At 47.3% G+C, this 17,257-nt stretch carries 11 protein-coding genes; 10 read left to right on the top strand and 1 reads right to left on the bottom strand.

What is annotated here, in order from left to right; all coding sequences use genetic code 11:
• Positions 1–102 precede the first annotated feature (102 nt).
• The 8 genes from flgL to NNX04_RS04120 all read left to right on the top strand — a co-directional run bounded on the left by flgL (position 103) and on the right by NNX04_RS04120 (position 12,625).
• On the top strand, positions 103–1,680 hold the full coding sequence (gene flgL, locus NNX04_RS04155) for a flagellar hook-associated protein FlgL (RefSeq protein ID WP_261947616.1): 1,578 nt from the start codon (positions 103–105) through the stop codon (positions 1,678–1,680).
• 201 nt (positions 1,681–1,881) lie between these two features.
• Positions 1,882–2,208, top strand: coding sequence for a flagellar protein FliT (locus NNX04_RS04150; protein WP_007641111.1), 327 nt, complete (start codon positions 1,882–1,884; stop codon positions 2,206–2,208).
• 216 nt (positions 2,209–2,424) lie between these two features.
• Positions 2,425–4,167 (top strand): flagellin N-terminal helical domain-containing protein, encoded by a 1,743-nt coding sequence (locus tag NNX04_RS04145; RefSeq protein ID WP_261947615.1) that lies wholly within the window; start codon positions 2,425–2,427, stop codon positions 4,165–4,167.
• A gap of 65 nt (positions 4,168–4,232) precedes the next feature.
• Positions 4,233–4,625, top strand: coding sequence for a flagellar protein FlaG (locus tag NNX04_RS04140; protein WP_261947614.1), 393 nt, complete (start codon positions 4,233–4,235; stop codon positions 4,623–4,625).
• Positions 4,626–5,056: 431 nt separating this feature from the next.
• A complete protein-coding gene (locus NNX04_RS04135) occupies positions 5,057–6,796 on the top strand; it encodes a flagellin N-terminal helical domain-containing protein (protein ID WP_261947613.1) in 1,740 nt (579 codons plus the stop codon).
• A gap of 150 nt (positions 6,797–6,946) precedes the next feature.
• Positions 6,947–9,598, top strand: coding sequence for a CHASE domain-containing protein (locus tag NNX04_RS04130; RefSeq protein WP_261947612.1), 2,652 nt, complete (start codon positions 6,947–6,949; stop codon positions 9,596–9,598).
• Between the two features lie 150 nt (positions 9,599–9,748).
• On the top strand, positions 9,749–11,806 hold the full coding sequence (gene fliD / locus NNX04_RS04125; RefSeq protein ID WP_261947611.1) for a flagellar filament capping protein FliD: 2,058 nt from the start codon (positions 9,749–9,751) through the stop codon (positions 11,804–11,806).
• 135 nt (positions 11,807–11,941) lie between these two features.
• Entirely contained in the window at positions 11,942–12,625 is a 684-nt protein-coding gene (locus tag NNX04_RS04120) for an acylneuraminate cytidylyltransferase family protein (protein ID WP_151057651.1), read from the top strand.
• An 80-nt stretch (positions 12,626–12,705) separates the two neighbouring features.
• Here the strand turns inward: NNX04_RS04120 and acnB are convergent, their stop codons facing one another.
• Positions 12,706–15,324, bottom strand: a complete 2,619-nt coding sequence (gene acnB, locus NNX04_RS04115) for a bifunctional aconitate hydratase 2/2-methylisocitrate dehydratase (RefSeq protein WP_007641133.1) — start codon at positions 15,322–15,324, stop codon at positions 12,706–12,708.
• 355 nt (positions 15,325–15,679) lie between these two features.
• On the opposite strand from acnB, the gene NNX04_RS04110 reads away from it, so the two are divergent.
• Together NNX04_RS04110 and NNX04_RS04105 are read left to right on the top strand one after the other, a co-directional pair.
• Positions 15,680–16,708 carry an SMP-30/gluconolactonase/LRE family protein gene (locus tag NNX04_RS04110; RefSeq protein ID WP_261947610.1) on the top strand — a complete coding sequence of 343 codons (1,029 nt, stop codon included), beginning with the start codon at positions 15,680–15,682 and terminating at the stop codon, positions 16,706–16,708.
• Positions 16,709–16,770: 62 nt separating this feature from the next.
• Positions 16,771–17,253, top strand: a complete 483-nt coding sequence (locus tag NNX04_RS04105; RefSeq protein ID WP_007641138.1) for a DUF1289 domain-containing protein — start codon at positions 16,771–16,773, stop codon at positions 17,251–17,253.
• The last annotated feature ends 4 nt before the right edge of the window (positions 17,254–17,257 follow it).

The following is a 17,257-nucleotide window of genomic DNA, read 5'->3' as shown; positions in this document are numbered from 1 at the left end:
AAAAGGGCCCTGTGAATGCAGGTATTCACAAAAGCAAAAAGTTGGATTGATTTGTGCATTGCCAATGATAAGCGGCAAAAATTGTAAGCACAGGGTATTGGTATGCGTATATCTACTTCGCAAATTTACAACATAGCAACACTCGGCATGGGACAGGCGCAATCGGCTGTCACTAAAACCCAGGAGCAAATGGCTACGGGTAAACGAGTGTTGTCTCCTGCGGATGATCCGGTAGCGGCAACTACTATTCTAAAATTAAATCAGGAATTGGCGCGTACCGAACAATACAAAAAAAATATTGACGTGGCCGATAATAGTTTGAGTTTGGAAGATTCAACCTTGCAAACAGTTGTAGAACTAATGCAACAAATGAATGTGTTGGCGGTTAAAGCCGGTAACACGGCGGTATTAACCGCTGCCGATTACAAATCCATTGCTGCCGAAGTGGACACGCGAATTAGTGAGTTAATGAACTTGCAAAATACGCGCAATGCTTCTGGTCAGTACATTTTTGCGGGCTATCAAGGCGATACTCAACCCTTCATTAATAAAGGCGGCGGCAATTTTGAATACTTGGGCGATGAAGGCCAGTTATTTCTGCAGGCCTCTGCTTCTGTCAGTGTGGCAGTGAGTGACTCGGGCAAAAAAGTATTTGTAGATATTCCCAGTGATCACAACACGGTAAACACTTCTGCCAGTAGCAGCAATCGCGCACTGCCTGCATCAGTAGTCAGTGTGGGTCAAATTGTCGATCAGGAATTGTTTGACAGTTTTTATCCCGAAGACATGGTTATTGCATTTAATGCCAACTCTGCGGTTGTTCCTAATGGTCCTAATTACACCGTTACTGAACGCAGCACTGGCAAAGTGCTGGTGGCGAATGCGCCTTACGTTTCTGGCGAAGAAATTAATGTGATGGGTGTGAGCCTCAGTATTTCCGGTTCACCAGTTGCTCCTACACCCGCCAGCTTGCCATTTAACTTTGATGCGGCTGCAGCGCCAATCGATTTTTCTGCCAACCCTACAACCGTAAAGATTTCTGTCGGTGGCAGGTCAGAAACTCTGGAATTTAACAGCTTGCCCATCGTAAATAACGCGGCAGATTTTGCCGCTATGTTAAATGCAGCGCCCAATGCCGCTAAATTGGCGAACCTTGGTTTAACGGCCAGTGCGACAGGGTTCGTGTCGGCTAATGGTATGAACATTAGTGTGCAAGGTGGTAATCCTGCACTGCAAAGTGCGACAGGCCTGGCAACCATGGCGGGCGTGGTTTCAACCAACGGTAAAGCGGGCGATTCTTTTTTTGTTGAATCTACCGATAAGCAAGGTTTGCTTACAACGCTGTCACGTTTCAGTGAGGCTATGAAAAGTGTAAAAGACACACCCGAAAGCAAAGCATTGCTGAGTGATTTGGTTGCCAAAACCTTGAGTAACCTGACTAACTCTATTACCAATGTTGTTTCAGTACAGGGTGAAGTGGGTGCTCGTCAGAACACTCTGGAAAGTTCGCGTGATTTGAATTTGGATGTAAATTTGTTTGTTCAGCAAGAATTAAAAAGTGTACAGGATCTGGATTACGCAGAAGCCTCTATTCGTTTATCGATGGAAACTCTGGTGCTTAATGCTTCGCAGCAGAGTTTTACCAAAATAAGCCAGCTGAGTTTGTTTAATTACCTGTAGAGCAAGTGTTATGGGTTAAACATTTGTCGGAAGTCGCTGCGCTCTTCCGACACACCAATCATCCGCCTTCCAACACACATCTCAAGCATCCCTCTTTAATGTTTTCCAACCACCCATTTAAATTTTGCTAATCTTTGTAGATGGCGTTAGGCTTCGCTTATTAAACCAACTTATTGTATTCCCTAGGTAAAGAGCTGTTTTATGGATATTGAGACCTTGTTAGATCCTCTTTCTCGCGCACTCAGCCAGTCCCAAGCACTGCTGTCATTGGCAGAGGCGGGCGATTGGGATTCCTTTGAGACATTGGTGCAGCAGCGCCAGCAGGGTTTGTTATCAATTAATGATGCTGAATACCTGCAGTCGCTGGCGCAGGCGGATTTGGAACCTCAAGCCGCACGTATGATTGAAGAAATCCAGACTATTAATAAGCGTTTATCCGAGCTGGCTGAAATTAGTCGTGAGCAAGTGGCGTCAGAATTGCGTCAAACTAATCGCGCCATGAAGGCAATCGATGCTTATGGTCGTTAATTTGACGTTTTTCTGCTTTTATATAACCTTCCGCAATAAATTCTGTTAATTACCGCTGTAAATATTTTGTTTAAGCCATAAAAAAAGATTAAAGCAACTCCAGGATGTGTCGATAACCTTGTTAGAAGTGCTGATTAGTAAGTTTGTCTCAGGCTTCATCAACAGACTTGTTATCGCAGTGATACTGCACACAGACATTAATCCAGGAGATTAATCATGGCTTTAGTAATTAACAGCAATATCGCCTCCATCAATGCGCAACGTCAATTGATGAACTCAGGCAACGCACTTGATCGCGCTACCGAACGTTTGTCCTCTGGTAACCGTATCAACTCCGCAAAAGACGACGCCGCTGGTTTGGCGATCGGTAACCGTATGACCTCTCAGGTTCGCGGTCTGGACCAAGCCATCCGTAACGCTAACGATGGTGTGTCGCTGATCCAAACCGCTGAAGGTGCTCTGCAAGAATCTACCAACATCCTGCAACGTATGCGTGAACTGTCTGTTCAGTCTGCGAACGGTATCTACAACGATGCTGACCGCCAAACCCTGAACGCTGAAGCACAACAGTTGAAGGCAGAATTGGATCGTATCGCTGATACGACTTCGTTCAATGGCCGTGCGTTGTTGGATGGCACCTTGGGTAAAACTGATCTTCAAATCGGTTCTCAAGCAAATCAGACTTTGAGCGTAAACATCGGCAAATTCGATACTGGTTCATTGGGCGGTAGCAGTGGAGATTTGGTGGGTTCAAGCACTACCTTAACTGCACTGCAAGCGTTGACAGCTGGTGATCTTGAAATTAATGACAAGCAAGCAACTCTATTAACTACAACTAATGCTGGCACGATTAATAAAGCACTTGAGACGTTAAATAGTGATTTTAACGCTGTTGGTGTAAATGTAAGTGCTGTGTCTGAGTTGAAAGTGGGGGCAGCTGGCTCTGGTCAATTAGTAGCTTCAACCGATGTTCTCACCATCACTGTGACTGATGGCGATGGTCAGGCCCAAGCAATCAAGGTGACTGGCACAAACAATATGGAAGAGGTTGTTTCCAAGATCAATGATGCTGCAGGTGGTATCGTTCAGGCTTCTTTGAGCGACGAGGGTAAGCTAGTGCTGACTGCGCAAAACTCACAGTCAATAGCTCTAACAGGAATTGGTAATGCAATTGCTAACGTTGGTGCAACAGGCACTGTATCTGCCGACTTCTCTTTGGTTTTGGATAAGACTCCAGGTAATAGCACCGGTATCAAAGTAGAGACTGGTACTCCTGCGGATCTTTTGACAGCTGGCTTTAACGCAACCCAAGCTGACGGTTCCATCCAAGGCGGGGCTGTTGCCACAGCAACAGCTACAACCGCTTTGAATGAAGGCGATCTCATTATCAATGGCGTTGAGATCGGGCCAGTTGCTGCTGGTGGAACTGCCGATGCTGCAGGTGCAACGACAAAAGCTACAAATTTAATCGATGCAATCAACGAAAAGTCAGCAGAAACAGGCGTAGTAGCTTATGGGACCTCTGCCGGTATCAACTTGAAATCTGTTGATGGTTCTGAAGTGTCAATTAAATTTGGTGAGAATGCCGCAACCAATATGAGCACTCAAATTGGCTTGCTAGAGCGTAATGCGACTGAAGGTGTAGGATCTGTTGCAAGCGTTGATATTTCAACCGCTGCGGGTGCTCAAAAAGCCATTAGCATCATCGACAAAGCCATCGACCAAGTAAGTGCTACCCGTGCAGACCTCGGTGCGATTAACAACCGCTTGGACTTCACCGTATCAAACCTGGCGAACATCTCTGAGAAAACATCTGCTGCACGTTCACGTATTAACGACGCGGACTTTGCGCAAGAAACTGCAAACCTCAGCCGTTCACAAGTATTGCAACAAGCGGCGACTGCGATGTTGGCTCAGTCTAATGCACGTCCACAACAAGTACTGTCACTGTTGAGATAAGGTGGTAGCTTCCTTCAAAGTTAGCCCTCTGGCTAACTTTGAAGGTGTGTTCTAGTGAGGACTTTATGATGAATGAAATCACTAAAATCGCAGCGGGACCGGCACCGGTGAAACCAGTGCCGGCTTCGTCGTTGGTGGGCTTTGTGCAAGGTCAAAAAACCGGCAATGATTTGCCGCCTGTTGCCGAGGCGGCAAAACCTGTAGCTACTGAAACCGTCAATTCCCAAGCGGTACAAGAGCAAGTACAGGCTGCGGTTGCGCAGATGAATGAGTATATTCAGTCCACCCAGCGTGACCTGAATTTTACTTATGACCCAGGTTCAGGCGAAACAGTTGTGAAGGTGTTGGACAGGAGTACGCAAGAAGTTATTCGTCAAATTCCCGATGAAATATTTCTGCGTTTGGCACAGCAACTCACACCCGATGAGCCAGTTAGCCTGATTAGCGCGCAGGCTTAAAAATGCTTTTAAATCATTGATTTATGGCTTTTTAAGCGGTTTTGAAAATAGTGTGTTTTAAAAAAAGAGCAGCATTCGCTGCTCTTTTTTTTTGAGGTTTTTTTTGAATATTTTTTCCGCAATTATTATTTTTTAGTCGTTTTTTTATTAAGCACACTACCTAAAAAATGTTGTTTGCCTCGCTTGAATAATTGTTCCTGCCGAGGCTGTTTTTTATGGCCTAAATCGCTTGATTTTTTTCTTGGCACAGTCTGTGCAAAAGCCCACTTAGGCGACCCGTATAGAAATCCTGTTGGTATCCATTTCTTACCAGTCTTGCCACGAAGTTCTCACAAACTGAGCAATTTATTTGCCGCTGTTTCTGGGCTTCATCAGTCGGCTTGTCACAGCACACGCAACTGTGAACAGGAACAATCATTAGGAGATTTATTATGCCTTTAATTATTAACACCAATGTCGCTTCCTTAAATTCACAGCGTCAATTGATGAACTCTGGAAACGCACTCGATAAAGCAACAGAGCGTTTGTCTTCTGGTCAACGTATTAACTCAGCTAAAGATGATGCTGCTGGTTTGGCGATTTCAAACCGCATGACATCTCAAATTCGCGGCTTGGATCAAGCGATCCGTAACGCGAACGACGGCGTCTCTCTGGTTCAAACCGCAGAGGGTGCTTTGCAAGAAGTGACCAATATGCTGCAACGTATTCGTGAACTCTCCATTCAGTCAGCGAACGGAATCTACAACGATGCCGACCGCCAAACGCTGGATGCTGAGGTTCAGCAGCTCAAGAAAGAAATGGATCGTATTGCAGAAACAACTTCATTCAACGGCCAAAAGTTGTTGGATGGCACCCTCGGCGAAACCGTGCTGCAAGTCGGTTCTCAAGCCAATGAAACTATGGATGTGAGTATTGGTTCTTTTAATACTTATTCTATGGGTGGCTCATCAGGGGATATAGTGGGCGCACCTACAACATTGGCCGCACTGGATGCTCTCTTGGCTGGCGATTTAGCCATTAATGGTACGGCGATAAAAGAAATACTTCCTGCTCCCACAATACTTAACGATGCATTAGCAAGTATTAACTCTGACCTTGAAGGTAAAGGGGCAGAGGCGACATCTTTGGTTCAGGTTACTGCAAGCACTGCGGGATCAGGTGTGTTGCGCTCGCCTGACGAAGATCTTCAGTTGACTCTTCTTGACGGTAACGGCATGCAACAGATCTATACCATAACCGGTACTGGTAGCATGAAGGAGCTTGTGGACAAGATTAATTCTGAAACTGCGATTGAGGCGACTTTAAACTCTAGTGGTAAATTGGTTTTAACTGCAGAAGGTGCAACATCAATCACTATTGATGAGACTGCTACTACTGGTAATCCGACAGGCTTAATAGATGCCACCACATCTTTTTCATTGGTCTTTAATGATACTAGCGCTGATCGACTTGGTGTGAAAATAGAGTTGGGGGCTACTGGTGCAGCTGCCGCTCCTAGAGTAATTGCGTTAGGAGTTGATATTAATGATCCTAATGGGAACTTGTTAGGGCGTGCAGTTGATATCACAACTAATACACCTGACACGCTACAAGACGGTGATTTAATTATTAACGGTATCGGGATCGGCAAAATCACCCCTCAAACTGACGCAGATTTGACTGCTGCAGAGGCGATCCGTGTAATAAATCTTTCATCTGATAAAACCGGTGTAGTTGCTTTCGCAAACGGTACTAATGGAATCGCTTTGCGTTCAGCTAATGGCGAAGAAATATCGATTAGATATAGTGATACGGCAGTCGCTCAAGATGTATTGGATATCACCGGCTTTCAAGAACGTAACGACACCGAAGGTGTCGGCAGCGTTGCCAGCATCAAAATTGACACTTACGAAGGCGCCCAACGTGCAATCAGTATTGTCGATAAAGCGTTGGAACAGGTGAACGCCACCCGTGCAGATCTGGGTGCGGTGAATAACCGTCTGGATTTCACCATGTCTAACCTGGCTAACGTATCAGAGAAAACCTCTGCCTCCCGTTCGCGAATCATCGATGCAGACTTCGCTGCAGAGACAGCCGCCCTGAGCCGTGCTCAGGTATTGCAGCAGGCGGCCACGGCGATGTTGGCTCAGTCCAACGCGCGACCAGAACAGGTGTTATCACTGCTCAGATAATAATTTTTCTGGTGGTTTTTCTGCCCGTATAACAAAAACCGCAGCTTGCTGCGGTTTTTGTATTTCTACAGGGCGTAAATAGCCTGAATAAACCGATCAAAGGCAAATAATCAGCTAGCATTAACGCAGGTATCCTTTCGGTTTTTAAACATGGCTTTATCTTCTCCTCATAAGCTTGCCTCTCTGATTTTGCGTATCGTTTTACTGACGCTGGTGTATTTGGCCAGCGGTTGGCTTTCATTGTTGCTGGCTATCCCCCCGGGTTTTGTGAGTGGCATATTTTTGCCCTTGGGGATCTCTTTGGCGGCTTTGCTTATTTGGGGGAATCCGCTGGTTATTGGTGTGCTACTTGGTTCGACCTTGCTGAATATTGGTGTCGCTCTGGCAGATGGACAAACCCTAACCAGTGGGGTTGTTGGGGTTGGTTTTTTTATCGCGTGTGGCAGCAGTATCGCTTGTTTGGTCGGGGCCTGGCTTATTCGTCGTTTTGTTGGTTTTCCTAATTATTTAACAGACGAACGGGATATTTTTTTAGTGTTTATCCTTGGCGGGCCAGTAGCGGCCGCCATTAGCGCGAGTATCGGTACGCTGGTTCTGTTTGCTTATGACATTATTTCGATAAATCAAATTATTTTTAGTTGGGGAACTTGGTGGATTGGTGATGCTATAGGGGTGCTTATTGCGGTGCCCTTGATGTGTGTATTTTTTGCTGAGCCCCGCTATTTTTGGCGAAATCGGCGCGCCACTGTGGGTATCCCGTTGGTTGTTAGTAGCTTGGTTGTGGTGATAATTTTTATCACTGCCAGTAACAACGAACAAAAAAAAATGGAGGTGCAATTTCGGCAGGAGGCGAGTTTGATTGCTGCTGCCGTAGAAACCACACTGGGTTCGGTGGAGCAGATCCTCGCGACCTTGGGGGGGTTATTTATTGCGTCACAAGATGTTACTCGCGAAGAGTTTATCGCTTATGTGGATCAGGTTATTTTAAAAAAGCACGGTGTATCGGGCTTTTCCTGGAATCGTTTGCTTGCACACGATGAACGCAGTGAGTTTGAATCCAATATGCGCGGGCAGGGCTTTGATAATTTTGTCATTCGTGAAGCAACTTCTGATGGCAGTTTTACTACCGCACCGGAGCGTGATAGCTACGTTGTTATCACTTACATAGAACCATGGGAGCAGGGGCGGGTTATTCACGGTGTGAATGTTGCGGCAGACCCTGAGCGCTTTGACGCAATTGAGCGCGCCGCGAAGACCGGCGAGTTGGCTATGACCAAGCCTTTGCAGCTGTTGCAGGACAAAACCTATTCGCCGGCGATAATTGCGTTCTATCCGGTGTTCAGTTTGGCTTATTTGAAACCCGAAGTAGCTGCAAATAAACCGATGCTTATGGGGTATGCGACGGCCATTGTGCGCGCTAACGATTTAATTGCCGCTACTTTATTGCCCTTTGCGTCGGCGAATTACAACCTGATTATTACTGACATCACCCAAGCGACAGACCCTTTACGGTTTTACACCAAGGGGCAGGTGGCCACACCTGCCTATGCTGATAATTTAATCCTTGAGGATGAAGTCACATTAGGTGGGCGGCGCCTGCAGATTCGTATCGCACCTACACAGTTTTTTTTGACGAGCAAGCAGGGTTTGGAGTCGTGGTTTGTATTGGTGGGTGGTTTGCTGTTCTGCAGTTTATTGGGTGGTTTTTTGTTGCTGATATCAGGGCGTACCCAACATATTCATAATCTCGTTGAGCAGCGCACGCAAGAACTCGCCGCTATTTTGGAAAGTGCCGCTGAGGCAATTTTAGTAGTGGACAGCAGTGGTGTAATTGAAAAGGCCAATCCGGCTGCTGCGATACTGTTTAACTATTCGTTAGAAAACCTTGAGCAATTACAGATTGCAGATTTAATCCCCTCTCTGTCTGATTTGTCGGGTGCTGCGCTTTTTTCTTCAGTTGTGGAAGGCGAAAAAGAGCGCGTTGCGCGGCGCAGTGACGGAGTGAGTCTGAATGTTGAACTCAGTATTAGCCCGGTGGATATTAAAGAGCGATTATTTTTTACTTTTATCATTCACGATGTCACCGAGCGTAAAAAGGTTGAACAACTTAAAGCAGAATTTATCTCCACCGTCAGCCATGAATTGCGCACTCCATTAACGTCTATCAAAGGTGCATTGAGCGTGGCGCTGAATGGTGGTGTTGGTGTTTTGGATGAAAAGCTGGCACAGCTCTTGTCTATTGCGGCAACCAATGCGGATCGCCTGTCGCGTTTGGTTAATGACATTCTGGATATCGATAAACTGGAATTTGGTAGTGCCAATTTAACCATTGATGTGCATGAGGTGTATCCACTCTTAAAGCAGGCTGTGGAGCAACATCTTGCTTATGCGGAGCGTTACGCTGTGCATTTACAGCTCGACCTGCCCGATGAATCCTTAATAGGGCTCAAAGCAAAATTAGATGGTGATCGTTTTTTGCAGGTCATGTCCAACCTGATTTCCAATGCGATCAAATTTTCTTATCAGCATAATCCTGTGCAGATCCGCATGACCAAAGAAGCGCATCGCATTCACATTGAGGTAATTGATAAGGGGCAGGGAATACCTGCGTCTTTCCATCAGCGTGTATTTACCCGTTTTGCCCAGGTGGATTCATCGGATACCCGTAAGCGGGATGGCTCAGGCCTGGGGTTGAGTATTACCAAGGCGTTGGTTGATCGTATGGGTGGTACAATTGACTATGTGTCCGAGGTAGGAAAAGGCACTACTTTTTATATCACTTTGCCCATTTATAACGATTGATTTAATGGGCCTATTGTTCGTGCTGGCCTGTTTTATGCTTTGTTATTAAAAATCAGGTTTTTTGAGAAATAGCGGCAAAACCGGCTAAAGTTTACCCATTCGTTGCCGCTAGCCTATGCGAAGCGGTAATTTTTTGGTGTGGAGGTATCTATGGTGACCAGTACATCCAGTACGACAAACAACAACGGATCAATAGGTTCTAGCATTGTCAGTGCGTTAGGGTCTGGCTCTGGTATCGATAGTAATAAGCTCGCTGACCAGCTTACCGAAGCGAACAAGATGGTTCAGGCGCAGCGCTTGACCAGTCAAAAGACACTTCTGCAAACACAAATTTCAGATTATGGCCTGTTGCGCAGCTCGCTTGCGAAGCTGGAAACCGCTGCCGCCGCGCTTGGTAGCGCCGATACATTTAATGCCAAAGCCCTGTCCGTTCCAGATACCAGTTTGATTGGCATTACCAAGCTGGATTCAAAGGCTGTGGCGGGTAGCTATCAGTTAAAAGTCGAGCAAGTTGCTCAGGCTCAATCCCTCAGCTCTGCCAGTTTTGCGGCTATGACGAGTCCGGTTGGCAAAGGCACTTTGACCATTCGTTTGGGGGATTGGAATGCAGGAAACACCGCATTCACCGTGGATTCCACCAAAACCGGTGGAACCATCACCATTGATGATTCCAATAACTCGCTGACTGGTCTGCGTGATGCGATCAACGCTGCCGATATTGGTGTATCGGCAAGTATTGTTAGTGATGGCGGTTCTTACAGGCTGTTGATGACTGCCAGTACTGGTGCTAAAAACGAAATCGAAGTTGTTGCAACAGAAGATCCGGCTGCCGTTGGGCTTGCCGCATTTAACTTTAACGAGACCACTAAAAACCTGACTCAGCAACAAGAGGGGCTGGATGCACAAATTCGTGTAAATGGGTTATTGGTAAGCCGCGAATCCAACCAGGTGAAAGATGTCATCGATGGTTTGGAGTTTGATTTGTTCACCAGCTCAGCCACTGAAACCATTAGTTTGGTCATCTCTGAAGACAAATCGGTCGCCGAACAAACCATCCGTGATTTTGTTCAGGCATACAATACCTTCAAGGCTGAAGTTGATGTACTTGTCGGTTTTGATGCTGAATTGGATGATTTTGGCAGTTTAAAAAGTGATCCTCTCGCTAAAAATTTGATGCAAAGTATCCGCAATGTATTAACGAATGCGGTTCCTGGAATCGGTGAGGGGTTCAGTACACTGTCAAATTTAGGTATTCGTACCGAACTGGATGGCACTCTCAAAATATATGAAGACGACAGCACCGGGTTCCGCGCGGCCATAGACGATAACTTTGAGTTTGTGCGCGACTTATTTGTGCCTAAAGCTTCTTCGTCGGTTTCAAATATCGATGTCACTAAATTCTCGGCAAGAAGCCAGCCGGGTTCTTATGAGGTAGTGATTACCCAACAACCATCAAAGGGTACCTTAACTACAACTGATCCCGTTGATCTGGTTGGCATTGGTAGCGGCACTAAAGACTACAGTTTTACTTTTCAATTAAATGGTATTACGTCCAACGCCATTAGTTTGCCGGCGGGTAAGCAATATGGATCGGGCGCTGAATTGGCGGCTGATTTACAAAGTTTGATTAACCTTGACGCTAACGTTAAAGCGGCCAATGCAAGTGTGGCAGTAACTTTTGAAGGCGGTAAGTTAGTCTTTACGTCGGCCTCTTATGGCGCGTCCAGTACTGTGAACTTTAGTGCAGTTAGCGCTGATATGTTGGCTGACTTTGGTATGACTAATGGTGTTGTAGTTTCAAGTGGTACTGATGTGGCAGGTACCGTCGATGGCGTTGCCGCATTTGGTTCGGGCAATATCTTATTGCCTGCAATCGGCTCTAAAGCTGAAGGCCTGAGTATGATGGTAGAGCCTGGAGCAACTACAGGTACGCTGACATTCACTCGTGGTTTCGCGGGCAGTATGAGCAGCCTGGTTAATGAGTTTTTGAAAACCTCCGGTTTGATAAAAGAACGCGAAACTACTATTGATAAAGACATCAAGCGTGTAGAGCAAAATGAAGAAGCGCTGGAGCGGCGTAGTGAAGCCTATCGTGCGCGCTTAATGGCACAGTTCCAGGCAATGGAATCCATTGTTCGTGCGTTGAATACCACGGGTGGTTTCCTCGGTGGTATTGTCGACCGCCTGCCATTTACAGCAAAAAGCTAATTGTTGGATTAGCTTTTTGCTGAGGCTTATTTGCCTTCAGGCTTTCATATCTCGCAATTTCATCTAAGCTAAATAAGTTCTCATCAGCGATCAGTTGGGTCGCACCCTATAGCAAGCCAGAATTCTGGAGTCGCTATGTCAAACGTATTTGCACTGATACCTGCCCGTGGCGGTTCAACGGGTATTATTCAAAAAAATATTCAGCCGCTACTCGACCAACCGCTATTGGCTTATACGATCATTGCGGCGCAAAAATCGGGGGTTGTCGATGCAGTCTATGTCTCATCGGACGACGATCAGATTCTGGCGATGGCTCACTATTACGGCGCTGAACGCATTAAGCGTGATTACCATTTTGCGCGTGATGATTCCCCTTTGGATCCGGTAGTTGCCGAGTTTATTCATCGCGTAAAACCGGCAGGTAAAGATACGATTATCTTGCTGCAGCCCACCTCGCCACTACGTCAGGCAAAACATATTGTCGAGGCGCTCGCTGAATACCGCGATTTTCCCTGCTGTCGGCGCCTGATCAGTGTTTATGAAATCAGCAATAAATATATGCGTGCCTATGTGGGTGGTGGTGAGTTTTTACATCTACTCGCAGGCGAGCATACAAGCCTAATACTTCGGGAGGATTTGCCTTCGCTGTATTTACCCAACGGCGCCATTTCAATTTTTAAAGTAGATGATTTTTTGCGCGAGGAGATCATCCCGCGTAGCCACCTGATTCCTTATCTAATGCCCGAAAAAGAAAGCCTGGAAATTCGTAACGAGGAAGATATTCGACAAGCTGAAGCCTATTTACGTGCTAGGTCCTAAGCACAAAATACCAAACGATAAAATGAAAAAACCCGCATCGCTGCGGGTTTTTCGTTTAAGACTTACGTCTTATTTTTTACTTACACTGCAACAGTCTGGATCTCTACCGCTGCAATACGCTTGCCTTCGTTGGCAGCGTTTTGGTAGCTCTCAATTTCATTGAAATTGAGGTAGCGATAAATCTCGGAAGACATGCTGTTGATTTTGCTCGCGTAGCTTTGGTATTCCTCTGGTGTTGGCAGCTTGCCGAGTACCGCAGCGATAGCAGCCAATTCAGCAGAAGCCAAGTACACATTCGCACCTTCACCCAAACGGTTCGGGAAGTTACGGGTAGAGGTAGAAACCACAGTCGATTTCGGAGCTACACGCGCCTGGTTACCCATGCAGAGTGAGCAGCCTGGCATTTCGGTACGGGCACCTTTAACGCCGTAGATGCTGTAGTAGCCTTCTTCCATCAATTGGTGCTCGTCCATTTTGGTGGGCGGTGCAATCCACAGGCGGGTAGTTAACTCGTCTTTGGTTGAGGCCAATAATTTACCCGCAGCGCGGAAGTGACCGATGTTGGTCATGCACGAACCGATAAACACTTCATCAATCTTCGCGCCTTGAACTTCAGACAATACTTTCACATCGTCCGGATCGTTAGGGCAGGCGAGGATGGGTTCTTTGATGTCCGCCAGGTCGATGTCGATAACCGCTGCATATTCCGCATCGGCATCAGCTTCCATCAACTCAGGGTTGGCAATCCAGGCTTCCATCTTCTGCGCGCGGCGCTCAAGGGTGCGGATATCGCCGTAACCTTGTTCGATCATCCAGCGCAGCATGGTGATGTTGGATGTCATGTATTCAATGATGGGCGCTTTATCCAACTTGATAGTACAACCAGCCGCGGAACGCTCGGCCGATGCGTCAGAAATTTCAAACGCTTGTTCTACTTTCAGGTCAGGTAAACCTTCTACTTCAAGGATACGGCCAGAGAAAATGTTCTTCTTGCCCTTTTTCTCAACGGTCAACAAACCGGCTTTGATCGCATACAGAGGAATCGCATTTACCAGATCACGCAGGGTGATGCCCGGTTGCAATTCACCTTTGAAGCGAACCAGAACAGACTCAGGCATGTCGAGTGGCATAACACCGGTCGCAGCAGCAAACGCTACAAGGCCTGAACCGGCTGGGAAGGAAATACCAATCGGGAAACGGGTATGTGAGTCGCCACCGGTACCTACGGTGTCAGGCAACAGCATACGGTTCAACCAGCTGTGGATGATACCGTCGCCTGGACGCAGGGAAACGCCGCCGCGAGTCATGATGAAGTCGGGCAATGTGTGTTGGGTTTCGATATCCACTGGCTTTGGATACGCAGCAGTGTGGCAGAAAGACTGCATGGTCAGGTCGGCAGAGAAGCCAAGGCAGGCCAGGTCTTTCAGTTCGTCGCGGGTCATAGGGCCGGTGGTGTCCTGTGAACCTACAGTCGTCATGTACGGCTCGCAGTAGGTGCCTGGGCGAATACCTTTTACGCCGCACGCCTTGCCTACCATTTTTTGTGCGAGGGTATAACCCTTGCCGGTGTCAGCCGGTGATTCTGGCAGGCGGAACAAAGTACTTGCAGGCAAGCCCAGTGAAGCGCGTGCTTTGGTGGTCAGGCCGCGGCCGATGATCAACGGGATACGGCCGCCAGCCTGGACTTCGTCCAACAGCACATCGGACTTGAGGCTGAACTCAGAAATCACCGCGCCGGTAGTGGCGTTGAGGATTTTGCCCTCGTATGGGCGAATCTCAATTACATCACCCATATTCAGGTTGTCAACCGGTGCTTCAAACACCAGTGCGCCAGCATCTTCCATGGTGTTGTAGAAAATCGGCGCGACTTTGCTGCCGATGCACACACCGCCGGTGCGCTTGTTAGGTACACCCGGGATATCTTCGCCGATGAACCACAATACCGAGTTGGTAGCAGATTTACGTGAAGAACCTGTACCGACTACATCGCCCACAAATACCAATGGATAGCCTTTGGTTTTCAGTGCTTCGATTTGTTTGATTGGGCCGATTTTGCCTGGCTCATCAGGGGTGATGCCATCGCGCGCCATTTTGAACATGGCGAGTGAGTGCAGGGGGATATCAGGGCGTGACCAGGCATCAGGTGCCGGTGACAAGTCATCGGTATTGGTTTCGCCGGTGACTTTAAAAACGGTGAGTTTGGTGCTCTCGGGCACTTTAGGCTTGCTGGTAAACCACTCGGCATCAGCCCAGGATTGCATCAGTTCTTTGGCGTGTGGATTACCGGCTTTTACTTTCTCTTCCACATCGTGGAATGCATCAAACATCAGCAAAGTGTGCTTGAGTTCTTTGGCAGCCAAAGGCGCCAGAGTGGCATCGTCGAGCAGGTTAACCAGGGTTTCGATGTTGTAACCGCCGAGCATCATGCCGAGCAGTTTAATCGCGAGAGGCTTATCGATCAGGGGGGAGGAAGCTTGGTCTTTCAAAATCGCGCTTAGGAAAGCGGCTTTAACATAGGCGGCTTCATCGACGCCGGGCGGAACGCGGTTGGTGATCAAATCCAGTAATACTTCAGCTTCACCAGCGGGGGGATTTTTTAACAGTTCGACCAATCCAGCAACTTGTTCGGCGTTCAATGGTTTTGGTGGAATACCTTCTGCGGCGCGTTCTGCGACCTGTTTACGATAGGCTTCAAGCACGGTTTTATCCTCATTAGTGTAGGGGTTACTCCCTCGGCAGGATCTCTGCGTCAGGAGGCTATCCATGGCCTTCATGGATGTCTAAGTACGCTCAACCAATGTGCGCACTTAATTACTCACTGCCTTTTTCTCTAGCGCAGTGCTGATTTACCAAAAGCGTGTTAAATCGGGCGCAGAGTATAACCCAAGCGACGCGTGCTGTTAATGCGCTCCGCGCTAAGTTCGGCGGGTTTTGAGGTCGGTATTTAAAGGCGACTGTGATAAGGTGACGGCCTTGTTTGGCTAGTCCAGACCAGTCCGCGGCAGTAAAAATACAATGACTATAAGTAGCAATTAAAAGTACAAAGGGATCTCTATGAAAACCTTATTCAAACCACTATTTACCATCGGCTTAATGAGTGCAGTCTTGTTGACGCTCCCGGCGTGCGAGCAACAATCCTCACAGGTGTCTGCCGCCAGTTCTGCTGCTGTTTCATCTATCGCAGATACTACTTTTTCATCCATGGCTGCTGGTGCAGCTTGTGAAGGGATTGCACCAGCCGGTGATCTGACCCCGGTGCGCATCGAGGCGGCCAATACTGCCCGGACTGAGCCTGGTTTATATGAAGGCCCGGTGTGGATCAATGATTCCTTATACTTTTCCGATTTTGTATTTAGTGAGGGTTTTCCATCGCGGGTACAAAAACTGGATGCTTCCGGTCAGGTGACAACGGTTATTGAAGATTCCGGCAGCAATGGTTTGGCGGTAGACAACGATGGCTTATTAGTAGCGGGCACGCACAAGTATAAAAGTGTGTCGCGCTACAATCTTGCAACTGGTGAGCGCAGCACAGTGGCCCAAACCTTTCAAGACAACGTATTTAATTCACCCAACGATATAGCCATCACCGAAGACGGTGTTGTTTATTTTACTGATCCCGCGTTCCAAACGGCCGCAGCACCCGGTGGTCAGGAAAAAACGGGTGTTTACCGTGTGGCGACGGATGGTAGCGTGACCTTGGTTGATGACACTATTAGCAATCCCAACGGTATTACTCTATCGCCCGATGAACGTGTGCTTTATGTAAATGGTGGTGGCGAGCAGGGTATATTGCGCGCGTATGAAATTGTTGATGGGATTCCGCAGGCGGGTAAAGATCTGGTCACCGGTATTCATATTCCGGACGGCATGGCAGTGGATTGTTTGGGAAACATTTATCTCACTGAACACTTATCGCGCCAATTGCGTGTATTTACCCCTGCCGGCGAACAAATTGCTCAAGCCACAGTAGACGCCAACTTGACCAACGTTGCATTTGGCGGCCCTGAAGGTACCACTTTGTTTTTAACAGGTGCAGGTTCTTTGTGGAAAATTGAGTTGGGAATTACTGGTTCGGCTTATTAATTTTATCTTTTCCATACCCAGTGAACTGCTGTATTCAGCAGTTCACTCATAACGCGATTCGTATGCTTGTATTAAAACCCGTAAAAACTCCCTGTGTGGGAATTTGCTCTACCGGCATTGGCGACAGTGTCTGTCGCGGCTGTAAACGTTTTGGTCATGAGGTGATTAACTGGAATGCCTATACTCATGATCAACGTTTATTGATTGCGCAACGGTTAGAAGCATTTCTTGCGCAAATTGTGCAGAACATGATTCATATCCATGATGAAAAGTTGCTGCTCGCGCAAATTAAACACCAACAAATCCAATTCAAACCCGAACAAAATCCCTATTGCTGGGTATTTGATTTATTGCGCGCTGGCGCCAGCCAGATTCAGGATTTATCGCAATATGGCTTGGCATTGCACGCAAATTGGAAAGGGACCCCCTTGCCGGTTATTCGCGACAATATCGACAAAGATTTTTACGCGCTGTCTTGCGCGCATTACGAACGTTATATTTCACCTTGTTTTATCACTGCTGAAACACTCGAACAACACAAATAGTTTT

It is taken from the genome of Cellvibrio sp. QJXJ, from assembly GCF_024452345.1.
Lineage (GTDB): Bacteria > Pseudomonadota > Gammaproteobacteria > Pseudomonadales > Cellvibrionaceae > Cellvibrio.
The sequence above is the reverse complement of the archived record's forward strand: the minus strand, read 5'-3'. Positions and strand labels throughout refer to the sequence as shown.

Coding starts and splice junctions, on each gene's coding strand:
- flgL (WP_261947616.1), top strand. CDS start 103: ATGCGTATATCTACTTCGCAAATTTACAACATAGCAACACTCGGCATG.
- NNX04_RS04150 (WP_007641111.1), top strand. CDS start 1,882: ATGGATATTGAGACCTTGTTAGATCCTCTTTCTCGCGCACTCAGCCAG.
- NNX04_RS04145 (WP_261947615.1), top strand. CDS start 2,425: ATGGCTTTAGTAATTAACAGCAATATCGCCTCCATCAATGCGCAACGT.
- NNX04_RS04140 (WP_261947614.1), top strand. CDS start 4,233: ATGATGAATGAAATCACTAAAATCGCAGCGGGACCGGCACCGGTGAAA.
- NNX04_RS04135 (WP_261947613.1), top strand. CDS start 5,057: ATGCCTTTAATTATTAACACCAATGTCGCTTCCTTAAATTCACAGCGT.
- NNX04_RS04130 (WP_261947612.1), top strand. CDS start 6,947: ATGGCTTTATCTTCTCCTCATAAGCTTGCCTCTCTGATTTTGCGTATC.
- fliD (WP_261947611.1), top strand. CDS start 9,749: ATGGTGACCAGTACATCCAGTACGACAAACAACAACGGATCAATAGGT.
- NNX04_RS04120 (WP_151057651.1), top strand. CDS start 11,942: ATGTCAAACGTATTTGCACTGATACCTGCCCGTGGCGGTTCAACGGGT.
- NNX04_RS04110 (WP_261947610.1), top strand. CDS start 15,680: ATGAAAACCTTATTCAAACCACTATTTACCATCGGCTTAATGAGTGCA.
- NNX04_RS04105 (WP_007641138.1), top strand. CDS start 16,771: ATGCTTGTATTAAAACCCGTAAAAACTCCCTGTGTGGGAATTTGCTCT.